Source organism: Telluria sp. AIW5, from assembly GCF_056680575.1.
The window spans coordinates 3,455,461-3,477,640 of the sequence record NZ_CM155289.1; the positions used below are offsets into that span (position 1 = coordinate 3,455,461).

Here is a 22,180-nt window from a genome sequence, read left to right on the forward strand (position 1 = left end):
CTAGTTCGCCAGGTTTTTCGCCACGATCGCGTCCGTCGCCGCCTGCGCCTGCTGCAGCGGCTGGTTCAGCGCCGTCGTCACATAGCGCGCCGGTGCGGGCGCCATCGCGCCGAGGGCGCCGCCTTCCTTGTGGCTGATGTCGACGTCGACCGTGGCAGAGAGTCCCACGCGCAGCGGGTGCGCGGCCAGCTCTTTTGGGTCGAGCGAGATGCGCACCGGGACCCGCTGCACCACCTTGATCCAGTTGCCGCTGGCATTCTGCGCCGGCAGCAGGGAAAACGCGCTGCCGGTGCCGGCCGCGAGGCCCATCACCTTGCCGTGGAACTCGACCTTGTTGCCGTACATGTCGGCTTCGATTTTCACCGGCTGGCCGACGCGGATGTCGCGCAGTTCGGACTCCTTGAAGTTGGCGTCCACCCACAGCTGGTCGAGCGGCACCACCGACAGCAGCGGCGCGCCCGGGTTGACGCGGCTGCCGACCTGCACGCTGCGTTTCGCGACATAGCCGGACACCGGCGCCACGATGGCGTTGCGGCGCGCCGCCAGCCAGGCCCCGAGGTAGTCGGCTTTCGCCGCCAGCACGCTCGGATGGTGGGCGGGGTCGACGCCGGCCACGGCGGACTTCGCGGCCGCCACCTGTTTCAGGGCCACGTCGAGCGCGGCTTTCGCGTCTTCGACCGCACGCCTGGCGTGCGCCACGTCTTCTCCCGAGACCACCTGGCTTGCCGCCAGCGGCGCGCGCCGCGCCAGGTCTTCGCGCGCGCTTTGCAGGGACACGCGGCGTTGCTCGACCACGGCCAGCAGCTGCTCGACGTTCGTATAGCGTTCTCGCTGCTGGCGCACGGCGGTCCCGAGGCGCGCTTCGGCCTGGGTCAGGGCGACGTCGGCGTCGGCCGGATCGAGGCGCACGATTTCGGCGCCCGCCTGCACCATCTGGGTTTCGTCGGCACGGATTTCGACGACGCTGCCTGCGACCTGCGAGGAGACGGTGATCAGGTTGCCGCCGACATAGGCGTTGTCGGTCTCGGCGCGTTGCGACAGCACCAGCGCGGCATAGGTGCCGTAGGCCAGGCCGCCAAGGGCGAAGATGGCGGTGATGCCCAGCAGGACGGCCTTGCGTTTTTTCGGGTTCGGGGTAGTTTCGGTAGTCATCGCGATGTTCAATGTTGTTGTGTCGTTGCGGGTGCGCCGGCTACACGCTGTGGTTCGGCGCGGTAGCCGCCGCCCAGCGCTTTTACCAAAGCGACCTGGGTTTGCAGCTGCGCGTCCTGCAGCTGCAAGGCCGCGCCGCGCTGGCGCAGTACTTCCAGCTGCGCCTGCAGCACGGCGGCGCGATCGGCCAGGCCGCGCGCGCGGCGCGCCTCGGCGCTGGCCACGAGACGGGCGCTGGCCTGGGTGGCTGCATCGTGGGCAGCGAGTTCGCGCCCGATGCCCTGCAGCGTCGCGCCTTCGGCAGCCACGTCGCGCACCGCGTTCAGTACCGACTCGTTGTATTCGGCGAGCAGCGCGTCGCGTTCGGCGCGGGCAATGCCAAGGCCGGCGTCGAGGCGGCCACTGTCGAACAGCGGCAGGTCGAGCACGGCGCCGGCCAGGAAGGTGCGGCTGGCGCCGCGCAGCAGCTTGCCCAGCGAGACGGCGTTCAGGCCGACCGCGCCGGACAGGTTCAGGTCCGGATAGAAGGCGGCTTCGCTGGCGGCGACCCGGCCCAGCGCCGCCTCGACGCGCCAGCGCGCGGCCTGCAAATCGGGCCGGCGTGCCAGCAGTTCCATGCCCAGTTCGCGCGGCAGCCCTGCCTGCGCGCCCTGCGGCAGGCGGCGCTCCAGGTCGGCCAGGTCGTCCGGGCCGGCGGCGACCAGCGCGCGCAGGGCTTCGCGTTCGCGCGCGGCCTGGGTCTCGAGCAGGGCCGCCTGTTCGGCGAGCTTGCCCAGTTCCAGTTCAACGCTGCGCTGCGCGTCCACGGTCGCCAGGCCGTGCGCCAGGCGCGCCGTGCGGTCCGCCAGCAAGCCCTGTTCGACACGGACAAGTTGCGCGACATTGTCGGCGCGCGCCCACAACACCTGCAGGCGGAAGTAGCTCTGGGCGACGGCTGCCGCCAGTGCCTGTTTCGCCTGGCTGGCCTGGGCCGCGGCCGCATTTTGCTCGCCGATCGCCGCAGTCACCTGGGCGCGGTGCTTGCCCCACCAGTCGACGTCGTAGCTGATCCGGCCCTGCACCGTCGTGTCGGTGTACCAGCTGCCGCCGATCGGCGCCGGGAAGAAGCCGTTGGCGGAATAGCGCTGGCGGTTGATGCCGGTCTCCACGCCCGCCTGCAGGCCGCCGGCGGCCCGCTCCGCGTTCAGCTGGGCGCCGGCGGTGCGCACGCGCGCGGCGGCCACCGCGAGGCTCGGGTTACCGGCCAGGGCGCCGTCGATCAATTTGTCGAGCTGCGGATCGCGGTAGTCCTGCCACCAGCGTTCGACCGGCCAGGCGTCGGCCCCGAGGTCGATGGCGGCGGCGTGCCGGGCGCGGGCGAAGTCGGGCGCCTGCACCGTGGCGCTGTCCTTGGGGACATGGATGCAGCCGGCGAGCGTCAGCGCCACGCCGGCAGCGAGAAGGGTGAGTCGTATGTGTCGCACTGTGGAATCGCTAGTCAGGGAAATTCGGGGTTAATCGAGGGCGGCATGGTCGATCGGCGCCGGCCCGGCCTGCGCTTTCGGTGGGCGGATCAGCAACAGGGCCGGAATCACGGCGGCGGTCAGGATCATCATCAGCCAGTAGTCGTTGGTGTAGGCGATCATCGAGGCCTGGCGCCCGATCTCGCTGTCGACCAGTGCGGCGCCGGCGGTCGTCGCCAGGCTGTAGCCGTTTGCCGGGTCCAGCAGCGCCGGATTGGCGGCGTTCACCTGCGACGTCAACGAGGCGTGCATCGTCGCCGTGTTGCGCACCAGCAGGGTCTGCACCAGCGCGATGCCGATGCTGCTGCCGATATTCCTGATCAGGCTATACAGCGCGGTGCCCTCGGCGCGCATCTGCGGCGACAGCGTGGCGAAGGTCGCGGCCGACAGCGGCACGAACACGAGGCCGAGGCCAATGCCCTGGATCACGCCTGGCCAGACGATGTTCGCCTGGCTCATCACCAGCGTGTACTGCGCCATCTGCCACAGCGAAAACGCAGTGATCGCAAAACCGGCGCCGAGCAGCAGGCGGAAGTCGACCTTGCCGGTGACGCGCCCGACCACCAGCATCGCCACCATCGTGCCCAGGCCCGACGGCGCCGTCACCAGGCCGGCCAGCGCCGCCGGATAGCCCATCAGGCCCTGCAGCATGGTCGGCATCAGCGCGCGCGTGGCGAACAGCACCATGCCGACCGTGAAGATGAGGAACAGGCCGGTGACGTAGTTCGGGTTCTTCAGCAGGCGGTAGTCGAGGAAGGACTGGCCGGCCGGGCGCAGGGCGGTGTGGGCGACGAAATAGCACAGGCTCATGGCCAGCAGCACCGCCTCGAACCAGGTTTCGCCGGAAGCGAACCAGTCGTTTTGCTCCCCGCGGTCGAGCAGCATCTGCAGCGAGCCGATGGCCAGGCTCAGGGTAACGAAGCCGAAGGCGTCGAAACTCACGCGGCGCACAGGCTTCGTGGGCCGGATGTAGCGCCAGATGCCATAGAAGGCGATCGCGCCGATCGGCACGTTGATGAAGAAGACCCAGCGCCAGTTATAGCTGTCGGTCAGCCAGCCGCCCAGGGTCGGCCCGAGGATGGGCCCGATCATCACGCCCATGCCCCACACCGCCATCGCCGAGCCGTGCTTTTCGCGCGGATTGATGTCGAGCAGGACCGATTGCGAGAGCGGCACCAGCGCCGCCCCGAAGACGCCCTGCAGCACGCGGGCGGCGACGATCTGCCCCAGCGAGCCGGCCAGCCCGCACAGGACGGAGGCGATCGTAAAGCCGGCCACCGAGACCAGGAAGACTTTTTTCAGGCCGAAGCGGCCGACCAGCCAGCCGTTGAGCGGGGTCGCGATCGCCGCGGCGACGATGAAGGAGGTCAGTACCCAGGTGATCTGGTCGGTCGATGCGGACAGGGAGCCCTGCATGTGGGGCAGGGCGACGTTGGCGATGGTACCGTCGAGCGCCTGGATGATGGTCGCGAGCATGATCGAGATCGTGATCATGCGCCGGTTCAGCGGCGCCTCGCTATCGGATGGCAGCGGCGCCGCAGTGGTCATGGAAGCCTGCACGTGTTACTCCCCGCCTTCGATGCGCGCGCGGAGGGACTCCAGCAGTTCGGCGGCGGCAAGCAGGGTCGCCTGCGGCACCCCCTCGAGCATGTCGAGGCGGAAGGCATCGGCTTCCTTGCGCACCCTGGCGTACAGCGCGCGGCCGTCGTCGGTCAGGTGGGCCAGCTTCACGCGCCGGTCGAGCGCGCAGGGTGCGCGCCGCACCAGGCCGCCTTTTTCCAGGCGGTCGAGCATCGACACCACCGAGGGGCCCTCGATGCCGAGCAGGTCGGCCAGCTCGCGCTGCGAGGGTGGCTGCTTCGATTTGGCGATCATGGCGATCGTCATCCAGCCGGCCTGGCCGATGCCGAGGTCTTTCAGGCGCGCGTCGATCGCCAGGCGCCAGCTGCGCGCGGTGGCGTGCAGGGCGGTGGAGAAGCGTTCCTCCAGCGTAGTCGGGGTGGGGTGCTGCGACATAGATAGGTGCCAAATGGGTAGGTAGCTATCTAGTTTATCAAATGAAATCAGTTTTTGCAAAAGGCGCAAGACGTACGGGGTCATCGAGGCCGATGGCCTCGATGACGGGTTCACCGGGCTCCGCCCACGCGGTCGTGCAGGGACGCACCCGACCGTCTCGCGGAGCCATCTTTGTCGGTCTCGCGGCGCGGTTTCGATTGATCGAGTGCCGTACCGCGTGGGCGGAGCCCACCCTACGTAAACCTCAGGTCACCATCTGCCGTTCCAGGAACACCTCGAAGGCCTCGCGCGGGACGGCGGGCGAGAAGTGATAGCCCTGGATGTAGTCGCAGCCGAACGCCGCCAGCATGTCGCGCTGGGCGCCGGTCTCGACGCCTTCGGCAATGGCCTCGATCCCGAGCCGGTGCGCCAGGTCGACGATGGCCTCGGTGAGCGCCTTGTCGCTGCCGTCCTCGGTCAGGTGGTTGATGAAGGACTTGTCGATTTTCAGGTAGTCGACGTCGAACTGCTTCAGGTAAGAGAGCGAGGAAAAGCCGGTGCCGAAGTCGTCGATCGAGACCTTGGCGCCGGCCTGGTGCAGGGCGCGCAGGCAGCGCGTGACCTGCTCGGCGTCGGAGACCAGCACGCCTTCGGTGATCTCGATCGTGATGCTGTTCGGCGGCAGGCCGGCGTTCACGACCCGCTCCAGCCAGGGCAGGCTGGCGCGCCCCTCGAACTGCAGCGGCGACACGTTCACGCTCAGTTCCACGACAAAACCGTAGGCGCGCTGCCAGCGCTCGATGCTGGCGATGGCCTCCAGCAGCACCCATTCGCCGATCTCGTGGATCAGGCCCGCCTCTTCGGCCAGCGGGATGAAGCGCGCCGGGCTGATCATGCCGTGCTCCGGGTGGTGCCAGCGCAGCAGGGCTTCGGCCTTGCGGATATGCCCCGTCGCCGTCTCGACGATCGGCTGGTAATGCACCTGCAGTTGCTTGCGCGCGAGCGCGGCGCGCAGGTCGTTCGTCAGCGCCAGCTTGTCGCGCGCGTGCTGCTGCAGCGCGGGCGTGAAGTACTGGAAGCGCCCGCGCCCGGCGCTTTTCGCCAGGTACACCGCCTGCTCGGCATTGCTCACCAGTTCGGCGGCGTCGATGCCGTCGTCCGGGAAGACGCTGATGCCGACGCTGGCCGAGACGTAGGCCACGTTCCCGGGCCCGAGTTCGAGCGGAGCGCCGATCACGCCGATGATGGCGTCGGCAGTCGTCTCGAGGTGGCGCCGGCCCTCGAATTCGCTCAGCACCAGCGCGAACATGTTGCTGCCGAGGCGGGCGATGGTCGCGTCTTCGGCGACGCACTGCGCCAGGCGCCGCGTCATTTCGACCAGCGCGGCATCGCCCTTTGCGTGGCCATAGCTGTCGTTGATTTCCTTGAAGCGGTCGAGGTCGAGCAGGAGCACGCCCAGGCCTTGTCCTTGCCCGCCAGCGGCGCCGCCCGCCTTTTTCAGGTCCTGCTCGAGGCGGTCGAGGAACAGGCGCCGGTTCGGCAGGCCGGTCAGGGCATCGAAATTGGTCTGGCGCCAGATGAGCTCATCCTTCTGCTTTTGCTCGCTGATGTCGTGGAACTGCACCACGTGGCGGTGCACGCGCCCGTCCGGATGGCGGATCGCGCGAATGTCGACGTACTTGGCCGTGAAGGAGCCGTCCGGGTTGCGGTCGAGGATTTCGCCCTGCCAGTGGTCCTGGGCCAGCAGCGTCTGCCACAAACGTTCGTAGAAACCGGCATCGTGCATGCTCGAGTCGAACAGCCGCGGCCGGGTGCCGCAGACCGCGCGCAGTTCGTCGCCGGTCTGGCGCGTGAAGGCCGGATTGGCGTCGACGATGCGGTTGTCTTCGTCGGTGACGACGATGGCCTCGAGACTGGTCTGGTAGATCAGGGTCGCCATGCGCATCGATTCCTCGAGGTCGCGCCGCTGCGTCACGTCCTGCACGGTGCCGCGCAGCTTGACCGGGCGGCCCGCTTCGAAGACTGCGCTGCAGATCGAGCGCACCCATTTGCGCTTGCCGGCGCCGCTGACCATCGGCAGTTCGATCGTGAACGGCCGGCCTTCTTTCGCGGCGGCGTCGAGCGTATTGCCGATCAGGATGCGCTCTTCCTCCGCGTAGCAGGCGGTGCACAGCGCCGGCGTGACCGGCAGGCCGGGCGGGATCTCGTAGATGTGGAGCAGTTCGACGGTCCAGTAAAAGGCGTCGGTGGCGAGGTCGATTTCCCAGGCGCCGATCTGGGCCAGGGTAGCCATTTCCTGCAGCAGGCGGTCCTGCTCGCGGATCGTGCGCTCCTGTTCGTGCCGCTCGGTGATGTCGCGCGCCACGCCGAGCACGCCGAGGATCGTGCCGTCGGGCTGGGTGACCGGGGTCTTGATGGTTTCGTAGACCCGCAGCCTGGCTTGCCCGTCCGGCGCCGTCTCCTCGATCGTGATCGGTCCGGCAGCGTGCAGGGCGGCGGCATCGTCGCGCTCGTACCGCGTGGCCGCATCGGCGCCGAACAGGTCGCGGTCGCGTTTGCCCAGGATGTTTTCGCGCGCGCGGCCCAGTACTTTCGCGGTCTGGTCGTTGCAGGCCTGGTAGACGCCGTCGCGGTCCTTCAGCCAGACCATGTCGGGACTGCTTTCGACCAGCGTGCGTAGCTGCGCCTTTTCGCGTTCGAGTTCGCTCGTGCGCACGCGCACCGCGCGCCGCACCGTGGCCAGCCAGGCAATCAGGAGCAGCACCAGGCCGCCCAGCGCCACCAGCACCTGGATCAGGAGCTCGGTATAGCGTTCGGCGACCAGCGGCCGGCCCATCCATTTGTCGTGCAGGGCCTGGCGCTCGTCGGCGCTGATCATGGCCATGCCGCGCTCGACCAGCGCCAGCGTCGCGCCGTCGCCCTTGCGCACCGCGCGCCGCAGCTGGTCGCGCGTGACGTCGAAGGCTTTCACATAGGTGCGATGCAGGCCGAGCCGGTACAGCTGGTAGTCGGCCGAGTTTTCGTCGAGGCAGAGGAGCTTGATGTCCTGCCGCGCGGCCGCCCCCAGCAGGGCCTCATAGGTCGGGAACACGCGCATGCCCTTGATGCCGGCGCGCGCGAGCTGCTCGGCGCAGGCGTCGCCGGCCTGCACCCCGACCTCGAAGCCCTTCAGGCTGTGCAGGTCGTGGATGCCGCCGATCGAAGCGTCCGCATACAGGCTGGTCGCCACCGAGGCGTTGGCGGGCGAGAAATCGAAGCGCGAGGAACGGCTCGGGGTGAGGAAAATGGGATCGATCACGTTGGCCTGGCCCTGTTCGAGCATCGGCAGCACCTGCGCCCAGTTGGCCGGGATCAGCTCGACCTGCTGGCCGGTTTTCTTCTCCCACAAGCGCCAGAGGTCGACCGTATAGCCTTCGAGCCTGCCCTCGGGATCGCGGAAGGAATAGGGCGGGTAGTTCTGGTCCATGACGACGCGCAGCGGCGCTGCCGGCGCCAGCGCAGGCAGGACAAGAGAGGCAATCAGCAGCACGTGCAAGACCCGCAGGACAGCCTTCGGCATCGTTTCTCCCGGATATCGCAGTTGGCGCGACGCGACCCGGCACCTGGCCGGCGTGGCACGCGCCCTGCGAGTGTTTTGACCGACGATACCATGAACCCGCTACCCGGCAGCGCGCCGCCCGTCCCGCCGCGTTCGGCTGTTACCTGGAAGCCTGCGGCGGTGGTGCACCGTTAGGGTGGGCTCTCGAGCCCACGCGTTTCACCTTCTGAAACTCCGCGCCCGCACTGCAAATACAAAAAACGCCCGATACACGACCGGGCGTTTCTTAAGACATGATCGCGGGCTTAACCCTTGACTAACTCACCATTCTTGACGCGATGCAGCCCCAACGGATTTCCATCCCGCAGCGCCTCCGGCAACAACCACCCCGGCAAATCCTGATAACTCACCGGCCGCAGAAAGCGGTCGATCGCGCTCGCCCCCACCGAGGTCGTCCGGCTGTCCGAGGTCGCCGGGAAGGGCCCGCCATGCACCATCGCGTGTGAGACTTCCACGCCGGTCGGAAAACCGTTGATCAAAATCCGTCCCGCCTTGCGCTCCAGTACCGGCAGCAGCGCCTGCGCGGCCTCCTTGTCGGCTTCGGAGAGGAAGATGGTCGCCGTCAGCTGCCCGTCCAGGTGTTCGGCAAGCTCACCCAACTGTTCCATGCCGGCGCAACGCACGATCAGCGAGGACGAACCGAAGATTTCGTCTTCCAGCGCCGGATTGGCCAGGAAGTTGGCCGCATCGGTCTCGAACAGCGCGGCCTGGCCGGCGCACACCGTCGTCCCGCACTGTCCGCGCGCCACCAGGGTCACGCCCGCTTCCTTGCCCAGCTTCTCGACGCCGCTGTTAAATGCGGCGTGGATACCAGGCGTCAGCATGGTCGAGCCAGGCTTGCCTTGCAGTGCGGCGGCAGCAGCCTCGCGGAAGGCATCCAGCGCTGCGCCCTCCAGCGCGACCACCAGCCCCGGGTTCGTGCAGAACTGGCCGGCGCCCAGCACCAGCGAATCGATGAAACCGGTACCGATCTTCGCCGCACCAGCCGCCATCGCGCCCGGCAGCAGGAACAGCGGGTTAATGCTGCTCATCTCCGCGTAGACCGGGATCGGCTCCGCGCGTGCCGCGGCGGTGCGCACCAGTGCCAGGCCGCCCTGGCGCGAGCCGGTGAAGCCGACCGCCTTGATCGCCGGATGCGCGACCAGGGCCTGGCCGATGGTACGGCCGTCGCCGTGCAGCATCGAGAACACGCCTTCCGGCAGGCCGCTGGCTTTCACCGCTGCCTGCACCGCTTTGCCGACCAGCTCCGAGGTGCCCGGGTGGGCGCCGTGCGCCTTCACGACGACCGGGCAGCCGGCCGCGAGTGCCGAGGCGGTGTCGCCGCCGGCGACGGAAAAGGCGAGCGGGAAGTTACTGGCGCCGAAAACGGCGACTGGGCCCAGGCCGATTTTGGAAAGGCGGAGGTCGGGACGGGGAGGGCTGCGCTCGGGCAGCGCCGAGTCGAGGGCGGTGGCCAGGAAGTGGCCGTCGCGCACGACCCTGGCGAACAGGCGCAACTGGCCCACGGTGCGGCCGCGTTCGCCTTCGAGGCGGGCTTGCGGCAGGCCGGATTCCTGCATCGCGCGCTCGATCAGCTGCGGGCCGAGGTCGAGGATGTTCTGTGCCGCCAGTTCCAGGAAGGCGGCGCGCGCTTCCAGGGTGGTATTGCGGTAGCTGTCGAAGGCGGTGCGGGCCAGTTCACAGGCGCGCTCGACGTCGCGGGCGGTGCCGCTGCCGAAAGAGGGCTCGCATTGTTCGCCGGTGGCGGGGTTGACGGCGCGGAAAGGGACTGCGCTGCCTTTCGCGGCAGCTGCGCCGATCAGCTGCTCGCCCTTGATGGTGATGGTCAACATAGTTCTCCTCTGTAGGGTGGGCAGACCACGCGGAATTCGGCTGCGTGTTGGCACCGCTGATTGAACACGGCGCACCGTGGCAACGCTGCCAAACGCTCATCGTTGGCGCTGCCGAGCGACGCATCCACGCACATAGCCGTGATCCATGCACGAAACGCGTGGGCATGCCCACCCTACGGTTTAGTTGCTGTCAGTGGGCGAGGCCGCTTATTGCGGGCCGAGCTTCGCAATCAGGGCCGCCAGCTGCTCGTTTTCCTGCGGGGTCAGGTCCGTCAGCGGTGCGCGCACCGGGCCTGCCGGGTGGCCGACGATGGCGGCGCCGGCCTTCACGATACTGACCGCGTAGCCGGCCTTCCTGCTGCGGATGTCGAGGTAAGGCAGGAAGAAGTCGTCGATCAGGCGGCCCTGGGTCGCGAAGTCGTCGCTGCGCACGGCTTCGTAGAATTCGGTCGCGGTCTTCGGGATGAAGTTGAACACGGCCGAGGAGTAGACCGGCACGCCGAGCGCCTTGTAAGCGGCCGCATACACTTCCGCGGTCGGCAGGCCGCCGAGATAGGTGAAGCGGTCGCCCAGCTTGCGGCGGATGGTGACCATCGATTCGATCTCGCCGATGCCATCCTTGAAGCCGATCAGGTTGGGGCAGCGGTCGGCCAGCTTCAACAGCGACCCGGCGTTCAGTTTGCAACGGTCGCGGTTGTAGACGACGACACCGAATTTCACGGAGTTGCAGACGGCAGCGACGTGCTCGACCAGGCCATCCTGGCTCGCTTCGGTCAGGTAGTGCGGCATCAGGAGGATGCCGTGGGCGCCGAGGCGCTCGGCTTCCTGCGCGTAGCGGATCGCCATGCGGGTCGGACCGCCGGCGCCGGCCAGGATCGGCACCTTGCCGCGGCAGGTGTCCACGGCGACCTTCACGACTTGCGTGTAGTCCTCGGGCGTCAGCGAAAAGAACTCGCCCGTGCCGCCCGCGACGAACAGCGCGGACGCGCCGTAGGGGGCCAGCCACTCCAGACGCCGGGCATAGGTATCCGCCTTGAAATCGCCTTGCGCATCGAAGTCCGTGATCGGGAACGACAGCAGGCCGGAAGAGAGGATGTGTTTGACGTCTTGTGGAGTGAACATGGGCTTTGCCTTCAGGTCGGGTTGAAAGGGCGGGCGGTCTTTTGCCTCACCAGTTATCAGTCATCGTACAACCTAAAATAAGGATTGGCAAGCGGCTCGGCGAGTTAATGCGATTTGGCGTAAAACACGGTCGCGAAGTCCGATCTGCCGCGATACGTAGGGTGGACTCCCGAGTCCACGCGTCCAGCCGATGCAAGTCGAACCGCGTGCGCGAACGCAGGCGCAGAAGACGGTGATGTGTTTCGACGCGCAACCGTGCTACCGCGTGGACTCAAGAGTCCACGCTACGATTCGTGGCTGTTCGTAGCGTGGGCACTTGTGCCCACGCGGTACGACGCCCGATCCGTGGCACGCCCCGATTAACCCGCCGCCCCTTCGTTCGCCTCCTGGGCCCGCTGCAACCTCTCCCGGCTGTTACTCAGGTGCGTACGCATCGCCGCGCGCGCGCCGTCGGCGTCGCGCCGCGCGATGGCGCCGAAAATCTCCTCGTGCTCCTTGAGCACGCGCTCCAGGTACTGCGCCGGATCGTCCTGCGCGATGCGCGCCGAATTGATGCGGGCGCGCGGGATGATGTTGGTGCCGAGGTGGCTCAGGATGTCGTGGAAATAGCGGTTGCCCGACGCTTGCGCGAGCAGCAGGTGGAAGGTCATGTCCGGCGCCACGGTCTCGACGCCGCGCCGCGCGCATTCCTCGAAGCTGTCGAGCGCCGCGCGCAGTTGCGCCAGCTGCTCGTCGCTGCGCCGGGCGGCGGCCAGGCCGGCGGCCTCGGTCTCGAGGCTGATGCGCAGCTCCAGCAGGGCCAGCACGTCGCGCACCGTCACGACCGTCGCCGGGTCGAGCCCCATCGGCGCCGCGACCGGCTCCAGCACGAAGGTGCCGATGCCGTGCCGGGTTTCGACCAGGCCGGCCGCCTGCAGGTGCGAAATCGCCTCGCGCACCACGGTGCGGCTGACGCCGAGGATGCGCATGATCTCGGACTCGGTCGGCAGCTTGTCGCCGGGGCGCAAGGCGCCGCCCTTGATGCTGTCGGAGAGGTGGGCGACGACGCCCTGGGCCAGGTTGCGGTGGCGCTTCAAGGGTGCTGCCGGGGGCGAAGATGGGATCATGGTCGTTGGTAAGGGTCGCGCGCCGCCCCTGCCGGACGGGCGTGGCGATTATACGCCGCCCCCTCATCCGATGACAGACGACCGCCGGGCAGCCTCAGTAGCGCCCGACCAGGCGGGCGTGCAGCAGCTCGCGCTCCAGGCCGGGGTCGGACAGGTAGGCGATCTTCCCGGCCACCACGGTCGCCACCGCTACCCCGTCGCGGAACAGGATGCGGTTGCCGCCCAGCGCCGGCACCTTGTCGCCGGGGAGCAGGGTGCCGCACAGGTTCAGCGGATCGACGCCCGAGATGCACACCAGCGAGCCGTCGAGCGGGCGGCGGCGCACTTCGCGCAGCAGGGGAATCGCCTCCGGCAGCGCGAACTGTTCGCCCGAGAAGCCGGCAACGAAGCGCCCGCCGCGGATTTCGCCGCGCGCCTCCAGGCGGTGATACACCGGCAGCAGTTCGCGCCAGGACGGCATCCAGGCCGCTTCGCGCTCCAGCAGGCGCCAGAACATGACACCGTAGCGGCGCAGCAGGGTCATGGCGACGTGTTCCAGCGTCTCCGGGTCGAGCTTGCGCCGGCGCGGCGGCGCGGCCGGCGTCTCTTCGGCCGGCTCCACGCGCCGCACCAGTGCCCAGCGGCCCGCTTCTTCCATCGTCGGTCCGGCACCGCGGCGCTTCTTGCGGTCGTTGCTGGCGCGCTTGGTTGCCGGCAGCAGCATCGCGCGCAGGCCGGCGAAGCTGTCGGCGTTGACCAGGCCGGTGGCCACGAGTTCGCCCAGCGCCGTCTCGAGTTCCACCGGCAGCATGCGCGCGTCGAATTGCAGCTCGTCGAAGAACATGGCGCCGTCGCGTTTGAGCGCGTCCAGCACTTTCGCGGCGCGCGCCGAGATCTCGGGCGCGCCGGCGGGCTGCGGCAGCGCGTGCCAGAGTCCCGTCCGGCGGCGCGGCAGCAGCACGATCGGGGTGCCGCGGACAGGTCCGCCGGCGGCCGCGCGCGGGGCGTCGATCCGGGTCCAGACGATCTTGCCGGCGCGGCACAGGTCATCGAGCCAGAGCAGCGAATAGTCGCGCAGGCGCAGCGCCAGCAGGTCCGCTTCCCAGGCGCCGGCCGCCGCCTCATACCCCTCGAGCTGGGCCAGCAGCAGGGGCAGGGCGTCCTGGCCCTGCCATTGCGTGTCCTGGGTCAGGTGCTGCCAGTCGAACAGGAAGCGCATGTAGTCGCGCAGTTCGACCGGCTCGATCTCGCGCCGCAGCCGCTTGATGGTATAGCGGTGGATGCGCGCCAGCAGGTGGCGTTCGCACCATTCTTCTTCCTCGGCGCCGGGCGTGAAGCGGCCGCGCATGACATAGCCCTGGGCTTCCAGCGCGGCCAGCGCGATCGCCGCCGTGCTGTCGGGCAGGGCCAGCGCCTGCGCAATGGCAGGCAAAGTCTGGGGGCCGAACCCGGTCAGCCGAGCACGCACGATCTCGACCAGCGCATCGTCGCGCGTCCACGGCGCGCCATCGTTGCCGCGGTGGCTGTCGGGGATGTGTAACACCGGCGTGCACCCGGCGCCCGGCCAGGCGGCCAGTACGCAGTCGAGCCGTTCGAGCGCCACCCAGGCCTGCAAGCCATCGCCGCGCACGCGGGTCGCACGGCCCGCCTCGGCCAGCTCTTCCAGCCACTGCGGCCAGCCTGCGCGCGCCACGGCTTCCTGTTGCGTCACCAGCGCCAGCGCAACCAGTGCCTCCTGCACTTCGTCGCTGTTGCGTGCAGCCGGCCAGGCCTCCTCGGCCACGCCGGCGATCGCATCGAGGTCGAGCGCACCCATGTCGTCGGTCGTCGCCGGATCGCTCCAGCGCCGGTTGATCACGGCCTGGGTGCGACGCTCTTCCAGGGGCGCGTCGTCAAGGAAGGCATAGGGGCGGGCGTTGAGGATCTCGGCCGCCAGCGGCGAGGGGGCAGGCAGGTCGCGCGCAATCAAACGAACAGCATTGGTTTCGATGCGGCGCAGGAGCGCCAGCCAGCCTTCGCTGTCCATTGCTTCGTGCAGGCAGTCGTCCAGCGTCTGCTCGACCAAGGGATGGTCCGGCAGCTCGCGGTCGCCGGCGATGTTCTCGAGGCAGGCCACGCCGTCCGGGAAGATCGAGGCAAGCAGGTCGTCGCTCTTCATGCGCTGCAGCTGGGGCGCGACCTTGCGCCCGCCGGCAAAGCGCGGGAGGGCGAGGGCGGTCGTCGCATTCCAGCGCCAGCGCACGTTGAACAGCGGGGCATCCAACAGCGCCTGCACCAGGATCGGTTCCGCCGTGGCGGACTTCAGGTAGCGCCAGACTTCGTCGAGCGGGAAGCTGTGGCTGGTCGACAGCGAGAGGATGATCGCATCTTCGGTCGCTGCGGCCTGCAGCTCGAAGTTGAAGGTGCGGCAAAACCGTTTTCGCAGCGCCAGTCCCCAGGCGCGGTTGATGCGGCTGCCGAAAGGCGAGTGCAGCACCAGTTGCATGCCGCCGGATTCGTCGAAGAAGCGCTCCATCACCAGGGTGTCGTGGGTCGGCAGGGCGCCCAGTGATGCGCGCGAACGGGCCAGGTAATCGACGATCTGGCGCGCCGCGTCCTCGTTCAAACCAAGGTGTTCGAGCAGCCAGTCGACCGCCGCATCCAGCGCAGGCTCACCTGAACCGCCTGCCAGCTGCGCCTCGATCTCCGCGCGCAGGCGGGCCACGCCCATGGACAGCTCGTCGCTGCGCCCCGGCGCTTCGCCATGCCAGAACGGGATGTTCGGCGCCGCGCCGCCGGCGTCTTCCACGCGCACCTTTCCGGCTTCGACCTTCATGATGCGATACGACGTGTTCCCGAGCTGGAAAACGTCGCCGGCCAGGCTCTCCACCGCGAAGTCCTCGTTCACCGTGCCGACCGAGAGGCCGGCCGGCTCCAGCAGCACCGTGTAGTCGGCGTTCTCCGGAATCGTGCCGCCCGAGGTGACGGCGGCCAGCTTGCCGCCGCGCCGCGCGCGCAGCGAACGGGTCGCGGCATCGCGGTGGATGTAAGCGCCGCGCACGCCATGGCGGGTCGTGTAGCCCTCGGCCAGCATGCGCAGCAGCGCGTCGTAGCGGCTGCGTTCCAGCTCCGCATAGGGCGCGGCGCCGCGCACCAGCGCGAACAGTTCGTCCTCGCCCCACTCGCGGCTGCCCACTTCGGCCACGATCTGCTGGGCCAGCACGTCGAGCGGCGCGCGCGGGATGCGCAGCAGGTCGAGTTCCCCGCGCCGCACGCAGTCGAGCAGGGCGCTGCATTCAATGAGGTCGTCGCGCGAGGTCGGGAACAGCCGGCCCTTCGGCGTGCCGCCGACCTGGTGGCCCGAACGGCCCACGCGCTGCAGGAAGGCGGCGATGTTGCGCGGCGAACCCACCTGCAGCACCAGGTCGACGTCGCCGATGTCGATGCCCAGTTCCAGCGAGGCGGTCGCCACCAGCACCTGCAGGTCGCCCCGTTTCAGGCGCTGCTCGGCCTCCAGGCGGTATTCCTTGGCCAGGCTGCCGTGGTGGGCGGCCACGTGTTCGCTGCCCAGCCGGTCGCCCAGGTGGCGCGCGACGCGTTCGGCCATGCGCCGCGTGTTCACAAAAATGAGGGTGGTCCGGTGCAGGACGACGAGTTCCATCATGCGGTCGTAGACGCGCTCCCAGACTTCGTTCGGCATCACGGCCTCCAGCGGCACCGGCGGCAGTTCGAGCCCGAGGTCGCGTGCGCGGACGTGGCCGACGTCGACCACCGCGCAGTCGCCGCCCGCGCGCCCGACCAGGAAATCGGCCACCAGCGACAAGGGTTTCTGCGTGGCCGAGAGACCGACGCGCACCGTGCGCCGCCCGCACAGGGCGTCGAGGCGCTCCAGGCTGAGCGCCAGGTGGCTGCCGCGCTTGCTGCCGGCGACCGCGTGGATCTCGTCGACGATCACGGTGCGTACCGTGGAGAGCATGGCGCGCCCGCTGTCGGAACCCAGCAGCACGTACAGTGATTCCGGCGTCGAGACCAGGATGTGGGGCGCGCGCTTCCTCATCGCGTTGCGCTCGGCGGTGGTGGTGTCGCCGGTGCGCACCGCGGTGCGGATGCCGTGCGGCGGCAGGCCCATCGCTTCAAGCTGGGCGCCGATGCCTTGCAAGGGTCCCTCCAGGTTGACGCGGATGTCGTTCGACAGCGCCTTCAGCGGCGACACGTACAGCACCTGGGTTTCGTCGGGCAGCGGACCGTCGGCGCTTTCACGCACCAGGTCGTCGATCGCGGCCAGGAAGGCGGTAAGCGTCTTGCCGGAGCCGGTCGGCGCGGCGACCAGGGTCGGCCGGCCGGCCTGGATCAGCGGCCAGGCGCGCAATTGCGCCTCGGTCGCGGCCGGGAAGCTGGCGTCGAACCAGGCGGCGACGGCCGGGTGGAAGTCATGGCGGAGGTGTTGGGCGGGAGCGCGATCGTTCATCGGAGGCAGATGGGGGCGCATTTTGTGAGGGCAAGACGGGTGGACTCAGGAAGCTCGAGTGAGCATGGAACCTCTCGCTTCCTGTCAGGGCATCAGGGGGCTTGTACTGCGCCTTGAAGAACGGCCGGTGTCGGCCAGGGGCGAGCATTGGAAAAACATGAATTTAATGATGCCCCTCCCTGTACAGCTGATTTTTCGTTTGCATGCGGTGCTATCGTATTTTCGCTTCGACACGGCGTCAATCCAGGTACAAGCCGGTACTCACGAGGAAATCGTTGAGTAATGTGACCGTTTCTGGTGCCAGTACCTTGACATCGACGAGTCAGTGCCTCGCGCACAATACTGGATACCCACACATCGTTGCGCTGCGCCATTGAAATAAATCGCACGGTCCCGTAAACCTGGGACTATAGTCTTCTAATTAACGCGCGTGAAAACCATGAAGCTGCAGAATTAAACGATATCCCATTACGCAGCCCGCACCCCACACCCCGCACTACCAGAATTTTCTGTTTCCGGGCTTGCTGGAACATCTACACAATGCACATGCAAAAAGGTTCGGTGAAAAATTTACCTGATGACGTTGTTTTATACAAAACAACACCTGAGTTCAACCAGGAAACCATTCCAGCAGGGTTTCGACGCGATCACAAGACAGCCGTAAACACTTGGGCTCGCATCGTCGTACATGAGGGAAGTTTGCGCTATGTGATCGAACTTCCTCACAAAGACGAGTACATAATTGTGCCGGGCAGGCCGGGTATTGTCGAGCCACAGTGCCCCCATCATGTTGAGATCACTGGCGTTGTTCGTTTCAGCGTGGAGTTTTACCATTAGCATTCGTGAAGAGGTCGATATGCACCTGTCTTCGCCAAAAAATTACGTCGGCATCGTTCTCCTTGCATAAATCTGGAACATGGTTTGCATGCTTGCGTATGTAATCAATGTGGCGCGACATTCATTCGTAGCGACCCTGTATCCAAGCCTTTTATTGACTGTAGGGGGAAATAGAATGAGTAGTCTGAACAAGTCGAAATCGACATCATTCCGCCTTTTTCAGGAGGCTGTCGAAACGAGTTTCAAACACAAGAGCGATCTGCTCGATGAGGGTCTGGATGAATCGTTTCCGGCAAGTGATCCAACTGCTGTCGATATCACTCGTGTCGTTCCGAGAGAAAGTTCGGCAAGTACTGATGCAAAGGGAAGCTGAACAGGTTAGCTTCATTCCATACCATAAGCTTCGACCCGTATGACACTTTCTTCTGGCCGGCGGGTCTTGATGTCACAGCATTCCGGCTGTTGCCATGTCGCGCACATCGGTTTGCGCAAAAGGCTGGAGCACAATGAAAATGTAAAGAAAAAAGGTCATGACGAATATAACGGTGAATTTGGAGTTGCAATGAAAGACCGGAGGCCAGTGTTTTTCAATCTTACGCAAATCGAGATGCCGGTCGGATCCCTGACGTCGATCATGCATCGAATCACCGGGATTCTTCTTGCACTGGGTATTCCGTTTGGCATTTACGTCCTGCAAATGTCCCTGCGAGATACAGAAGGCTATACGGAAGCGGTCGGCCTGTTTTCTCAATCCGCGTTCAAAGCTGCGGCTTTATTGTTTATCTGGGCATTGACGCATCATCTCCTGGCAGGACTGCGGCATCTTCTCAGCGACATCGATATCGGCTCCAGTCTGCCGGTTGCGCGCCTTACTGCGTGGATCGTCAATTGTAGTGCGGTGCTCATTGCATTGTTGAGTGCAGGAGCGTTGTTTTGAAAAAAGCTCTGTCCGGATTGCGAGCATGGGTCGTGCAGCGATTTACGGCGGTCTATATGTTGTTATTCTGCGTGTTTGCGTTGTTTCATTTCGTTTTTAATCCGCCGCATTCTTATACGGAATGGCATGAGTGGATGTCGACCCCGTCTGTTCAGGCAATGACGGCGATTTTTTTCGCAGCATTGCTGATGCACGCTTGGGTAGGCTTGCGCGATGTTGTAATGGACTATGTCAATCCTTTGCGCTTACGGATCACCGTTCTCGCGGCACTGCTTTTCGTTCTGGTTGGCCTGGCGTTGAAACTAATGCAAATTATTTTGTTGGCGTCACGTTAAGAAGCGCGGAATGACTCGCATCCATGTCTGGCAGGACGCCCGGCATTTTTCGCACTATATAGTGCCGTAGGTTGAGGGCGCGACGTCCCGATCCGGTAGAGCCGCGTCCGGTCCGGTATGATCTTCCGTAACATGGCAGGATATTGTACAGGGAGCATGCGTGAAATTTTCAATCTACCGGTTCGATCCGGATGCCGATACCCGGCCATATATGCAGGATTTCGACATTGAACTCGGATCGGACATCCATATGCTCCTGGATGCGATTTTGGAAATCAAGAAGGAAGACGATTCCCTGACTTTCCGAAGATCATGTCGTGAAGGTGTGTGCGGTTCCGATGCAATCAATATCAATGGACGCAACGGCCTGGCGTGTGTTACCCCTGTGAGAAGCTTGAAGGAACCTATCGTATTGCGCCCACTCCCGAGCTTTCCCGTAATACGCGATCTTGTAGTGGACATGACGCAGTTTTACAAGCAATATTATTCGATCAAACCATTTCTGATAAACCACGACATTCCGCCAGAGAAGGAGCGCCTTCAAAGCCCGGATCAGCGCGATCAGCTCGATGGTTTGTATGAATGCATTTTGTGCGCTTGCTGCTCAAGCCAATGCCCGTCGTACTGGTGGAATCCTGACAAATTCGTCGGCCCCGCAGGACTATTGCAGGCTTACCGCTTTATCGCCGACAGCCGTGACCAGGTAACGGACGAAAGGCTGGAAGACTTAAATGATGCGTATCGGCTGTTTCGTTGCCGTACGATCATGAACTGCACTGAAGTTTGTCCGAAAGGCCTGGAGCCCTCGCGCGCTATCGAAAAAATCAGGTTACGCCTGGTCAGACAATCGTTTTGATGGTCAACGCAAACATTCTTTTATTGTGAATTGCGAGCCAGGCAAAGCTGGTTTTTAGCTGGGTGCATATGCACATCGTACCGGCCATCCAGGCGGGTCTTGCCACCCTGTCCCACGACTTAACACTTGGTTGCCGCAGGGTTTGGGTTTCCAGCATCGCCATTGTCCAGGAACCCCCTGCGGCCGGGCGCTCGCAGCGCCGCGTAGGCCTTCAGCGCTGCAATCGCGAGCGGCGCGGCCCCAAAAACAATAAACACCAGGTCACCCGGCATTCTTAACCATTCAATCGAATGAGATCGCGGGCTGGAAATATATTCAAGGCTGCGCGCATGCCAGTAGCCGTGCTGAAGGACATCCCATACCTGCAGGACTCCGCCCGGAAAAAGGCTGAGTGCCACCATCAAGGCGAGGCCCACGTTGGTGCCCCAGAAGCCCGTCTTGACGTATTTTTCGATGCCGGCCCAAGTGGCGTCGTCGCAAGTCTGGCGCAAGACGAACACCATTAGCGCAATCGCCAGCATCCCGAACACGCCCATCAACGCTGCATGAGCGTGGTTTGGCGTGAGCATGGTACCGACCTCGTAATAGCTGACGATGGGCAGGTTGACAAGGAAACCGAAAATCCCGGCGCCGAGGAAATTCCAGAAGCCGACTGCCATCAAAAAATAAAAGGTCCATTTATGTGGGATAGCGACTGCCTTGCCACACACATCGCAGTCTCCCCGGGTTGTGCGTACGAAGTCCCAGGCATCGAGTGTGAGGAGGGTCAACGGAACGACTTCGAGCACGGAAAACAGCGCCGAGAGCGCCATATTGACGTTGGTCTGGCCGATAAAATACCAGTGGTGACCGGTTCCCATCAGGCCGCCGAGAAAATACAGGATAGCGTCAAGGTAAATTACCCGCAGCGCCACATTGCGTCCGGTGAGTCCAAGCTGGAAGAAGGTCAGCGCGACGATGGTAGTGGCAAAAAATTCGAAGAAGCCTTCCACCCACAAGTGAATAATCCAAAAGCGCCAGGTGTCGACGACTGTGAAATTCGTCTTTGCGCCAAAAAACAGCGCCGGAATATAAAAGACAGGGATTGCCAACGCCGCCAGCAGGAACATGTTGACGATCGGCGCTGCTGCCGGCACCGCAAGGAAACGTGGCCGGACGAGTGCCCACAACACAGCGAACCAGGCGAATAGTCCGAGCACGAGCAAGTACTGCCAAAAACGACCAAGTTCGAGGTATTCCCAGCCCTGGTTGCCAAACCAGAACCAGAAGTTAGCCAGCAGTTGCGCGATGCCCAACCATTCGCCGACGAGGCTGCCAACGATGACGACAGCGAAAGCGGCGAACAGGGCATGGACCGCGCCGGCTAGCCATCGTGGCTCGTCGTTGCGAAGCGAGCGCCCGAGGAACAGTGCCGCGGCCACGTAGGAGGTAGCGATCCAGAAAATCGCCATCTGCAAATGCCAGGTGCGCAGAAGGTTGCCCGGAAAGAGACGGGTCAGATTGAAGCCGTAGAAACTATCCGGATCGGCGCGGTAGTGAGCGACAGCGCCGCCGACCAGGGTTTGCGCCAGAAACAGCAGGGCGACCAACACGAAAAACTTGACCAGCGCGACCTGGCCGGGGCTGGCGCGGCCAGGCAGCAGGTGGGGGTGGACATGCCGTCCTCGCGTGAACCAACCCAGGAAATCGAACTTGCCGAAGGCCAGCAGTACGCTGGCGATACCGGCTAATAACACGGTCACACTGAGCGCGCTCCACAGCAACGCGCTCGGGGTTGCGACGTTGCCCACAGTCGGGTCGTAAGGAAAATTATTCGTGTACGAATAGTCCGCACCTGGCCGCGCTGTGACCGACGCCCATGCCGCCCATGAGACGAAGGCTGCGAACTGGTGCAACTCGGCCTGATCGTTGATGAGCTCCGCTTTCAGGCCACCATTGCCTATGGGATGACGGAAATACTCGCGCCACAGCGTTGCTTCTGCCGCAAAGGCGGCGCTTTGCGCGGCGGTCAGGCGCAGCACGGCAGTTCCCGCATCGTAGCGGTTTATCTTGAGGATAGCCGACGACTCGGCATGGACAGCGGCCTGCTGCGGGCGCGGTAAATCGGAAAATATGCGGCCGTAGCGTTCTCGCGCCACTGTATTGGCGCTCGCAATGCCCATGCGATGTAGAGCGGCGGCCGAATAGTCCGGGCCGAGATAGGCACCATGGCCCCAAATGCTGCCATTCGACATCAGGCCGTATTTCAGGAACACCGCTTGGCCTGCACTGATGTCCGCACCCGTCGCAAGGGTGGCGCCTTGACTGTCGAGGACTATCCTGGGGATGGGCGGAGCATTTCTGTACGACAGCGTTGTAATCATGATGAGGCCGCTAAAACCGAGCAGCATGACAATCATGATTGTACGAATCCACCATGGAGACAGCGCACCGCAGTCTTCGGTTACCGGTTGAAGTGCCAATTTCATGTGGACTTTCGTCG

At 65.2% G+C, this 22,180-nt stretch carries 16 protein-coding genes; 6 read left to right on the forward strand and 10 right to left on the reverse strand.

The features are described from left to right. From AC1MEM_RS15285 to AC1MEM_RS15325, 9 genes are all read right to left on the reverse strand, one after another. Positions 1-1,152, reverse strand: coding sequence for an HlyD family secretion protein (locus AC1MEM_RS15285; RefSeq protein ID WP_499471810.1), 1,152 nt, complete (start codon positions 1,150-1,152; stop codon positions 1-3). 8 nt (positions 1,153-1,160) lie between these two features. Further along, a complete protein-coding gene (locus tag AC1MEM_RS15290) occupies positions 1,161-2,615 on the reverse strand; it encodes an efflux transporter outer membrane subunit (RefSeq protein ID WP_499471812.1) in 1,455 nt (484 codons plus the stop codon). Between the two features lie 30 nt (positions 2,616-2,645). After that, complete coding sequence (locus AC1MEM_RS15295) at positions 2,646-4,202, reverse strand: MDR family MFS transporter (protein ID WP_499471814.1); 1,557 nt, start codon at positions 4,200-4,202, stop codon at positions 2,646-2,648. Between the two features lie 15 nt (positions 4,203-4,217). Next, positions 4,218-4,670, reverse strand: a complete 453-nt coding sequence (locus AC1MEM_RS15300) for a MarR family winged helix-turn-helix transcriptional regulator (RefSeq protein WP_499471816.1) — start codon at positions 4,668-4,670, stop codon at positions 4,218-4,220. Between the two features lie 244 nt (positions 4,671-4,914). Further along, on the reverse strand, positions 4,915-8,208 hold the full coding sequence (locus AC1MEM_RS15305) for an EAL domain-containing protein (RefSeq protein WP_499471818.1): 3,294 nt from the start codon (positions 8,206-8,208) through the stop codon (positions 4,915-4,917). 284 nt (positions 8,209-8,492) lie between these two features. After that, on the reverse strand, positions 8,493-10,070 hold the full coding sequence (locus AC1MEM_RS15310) for an aldehyde dehydrogenase (NADP(+)) (protein WP_499477657.1): 1,578 nt from the start codon (positions 10,068-10,070) through the stop codon (positions 8,493-8,495). Between the two features lie 216 nt (positions 10,071-10,286). Further along, positions 10,287-11,201 carry a 5-dehydro-4-deoxyglucarate dehydratase gene (kdgD, locus tag AC1MEM_RS15315; protein ID WP_499471820.1) on the reverse strand — a complete coding sequence of 305 codons (915 nt, stop codon included), beginning with the start codon at positions 11,199-11,201 and terminating at the stop codon, positions 10,287-10,289. Positions 11,202-11,560: 359 nt separating this feature from the next. Further along, the gene (locus AC1MEM_RS15320) at positions 11,561-12,307 is read right to left on the reverse strand and encodes a FadR/GntR family transcriptional regulator (protein WP_499471822.1); all 747 of its coding nucleotides are present in this window, start codon (positions 12,305-12,307) and stop codon (positions 11,561-11,563) included. A 94-nt stretch (positions 12,308-12,401) separates the two neighbouring features. Then, positions 12,402-16,733 (reverse strand): DEAD/DEAH box helicase, encoded by a 4,332-nt coding sequence (locus AC1MEM_RS15325; RefSeq protein WP_499471824.1) that lies wholly within the window; start codon positions 16,731-16,733, stop codon positions 12,402-12,404. A 64-nt stretch (positions 16,734-16,797) separates the two neighbouring features. Between AC1MEM_RS15325 and AC1MEM_RS15330 the strand changes: the two genes are divergently transcribed. From AC1MEM_RS15330 to AC1MEM_RS15355, 6 genes are all read left to right on the forward strand, one after another. Beyond that, a complete protein-coding gene (locus AC1MEM_RS15330) occupies positions 16,798-17,016 on the forward strand; it encodes a hypothetical protein (protein ID WP_499471826.1) in 219 nt (72 codons plus the stop codon). Between the two features lie 257 nt (positions 17,017-17,273). Continuing rightward, complete coding sequence (locus AC1MEM_RS15335; protein ID WP_499471828.1) at positions 17,274-17,570, forward strand: TehB family protein; 297 nt, start codon at positions 17,274-17,276, stop codon at positions 17,568-17,570. 175 nt (positions 17,571-17,745) lie between these two features. Beyond that, entirely contained in the window at positions 17,746-17,943 is a 198-nt protein-coding gene (locus tag AC1MEM_RS15340; RefSeq protein WP_499471830.1) for a hypothetical protein, read from the forward strand. Positions 17,944-18,012: 69 nt separating this feature from the next. After that, positions 18,013-18,507: a succinate dehydrogenase, cytochrome b556 subunit gene (sdhC, locus tag AC1MEM_RS15345; protein ID WP_499471832.1), complete on the forward strand. Its 495-nt coding sequence runs from the start codon at positions 18,013-18,015 to the stop codon at positions 18,505-18,507. Beyond that, a complete protein-coding gene (sdhD, locus tag AC1MEM_RS15350) occupies positions 18,504-18,842 on the forward strand; it encodes a succinate dehydrogenase, hydrophobic membrane anchor protein (protein ID WP_499471834.1) in 339 nt (112 codons plus the stop codon). The genes sdhC and sdhD overlap by 4 nt, the downstream gene beginning before the upstream one ends. 160 nt (positions 18,843-19,002) lie before the next feature. Next, positions 19,003-19,698, forward strand: coding sequence for a succinate dehydrogenase iron-sulfur subunit (locus tag AC1MEM_RS15355; protein ID WP_499471836.1), 696 nt, complete (start codon positions 19,003-19,005; stop codon positions 19,696-19,698). Positions 19,699-19,817: 119 nt separating this feature from the next. Here the strand turns inward: AC1MEM_RS15355 and AC1MEM_RS15360 are convergent, their stop codons facing one another. Beyond that, positions 19,818-22,166 (reverse strand): nitric-oxide reductase large subunit, encoded by a 2,349-nt coding sequence (locus tag AC1MEM_RS15360; RefSeq protein ID WP_499471838.1) that lies wholly within the window; start codon positions 22,164-22,166, stop codon positions 19,818-19,820. Between the last annotated feature and the right edge of the window lie 14 nt (positions 22,167-22,180).

What these genes read in the sequence shown, in the direction of transcription:
- AC1MEM_RS15330 (WP_499471826.1), top strand. Translation starts at nt 16,798, where the DNA reads ATGGAACCTCTCGCTTCCTGTCAGGGCATCAGGGGGCTTGTACTGCGC.
- AC1MEM_RS15340 (WP_499471830.1), top strand. Translation starts at nt 17,746, where the DNA reads ATGAGTAGTCTGAACAAGTCGAAATCGACATCATTCCGCCTTTTTCAG.
- AC1MEM_RS15325 (WP_499471824.1), bottom strand. Translation starts at nt 16,733, where the DNA reads ATGAACGATCGCGCTCCCGCCCAACACCTCCGCCATGACTTCCACCCG.
- AC1MEM_RS15285 (WP_499471810.1), bottom strand. Translation starts at nt 1,152, where the DNA reads ATGACTACCGAAACTACCCCGAACCCGAAAAAACGCAAGGCCGTCCTG.
- AC1MEM_RS15300 (WP_499471816.1), bottom strand. Translation starts at nt 4,670, where the DNA reads ATGTCGCAGCACCCCACCCCGACTACGCTGGAGGAACGCTTCTCCACC.
- AC1MEM_RS15320 (WP_499471822.1), bottom strand. Translation starts at nt 12,307, where the DNA reads ATGATCCCATCTTCGCCCCCGGCAGCACCCTTGAAGCGCCACCGCAAC.
- AC1MEM_RS15335 (WP_499471828.1), top strand. Translation starts at nt 17,274, where the DNA reads ATGCACATGCAAAAAGGTTCGGTGAAAAATTTACCTGATGACGTTGTT.
- AC1MEM_RS15360 (WP_499471838.1), bottom strand. Translation starts at nt 22,166, where the DNA reads ATGAAATTGGCACTTCAACCGGTAACCGAAGACTGCGGTGCGCTGTCT.
- kdgD (WP_499471820.1), bottom strand. Translation starts at nt 11,201, where the DNA reads ATGTTCACTCCACAAGACGTCAAACACATCCTCTCTTCCGGCCTGCTG.
- sdhC (WP_499471832.1), top strand. Translation starts at nt 18,013, where the DNA reads ATGTCACAGCATTCCGGCTGTTGCCATGTCGCGCACATCGGTTTGCGC.
- AC1MEM_RS15295 (WP_499471814.1), bottom strand. Translation starts at nt 4,202, where the DNA reads ATGACCACTGCGGCGCCGCTGCCATCCGATAGCGAGGCGCCGCTGAAC.
- AC1MEM_RS15305 (WP_499471818.1), bottom strand. Translation starts at nt 8,208, where the DNA reads ATGCCGAAGGCTGTCCTGCGGGTCTTGCACGTGCTGCTGATTGCCTCT.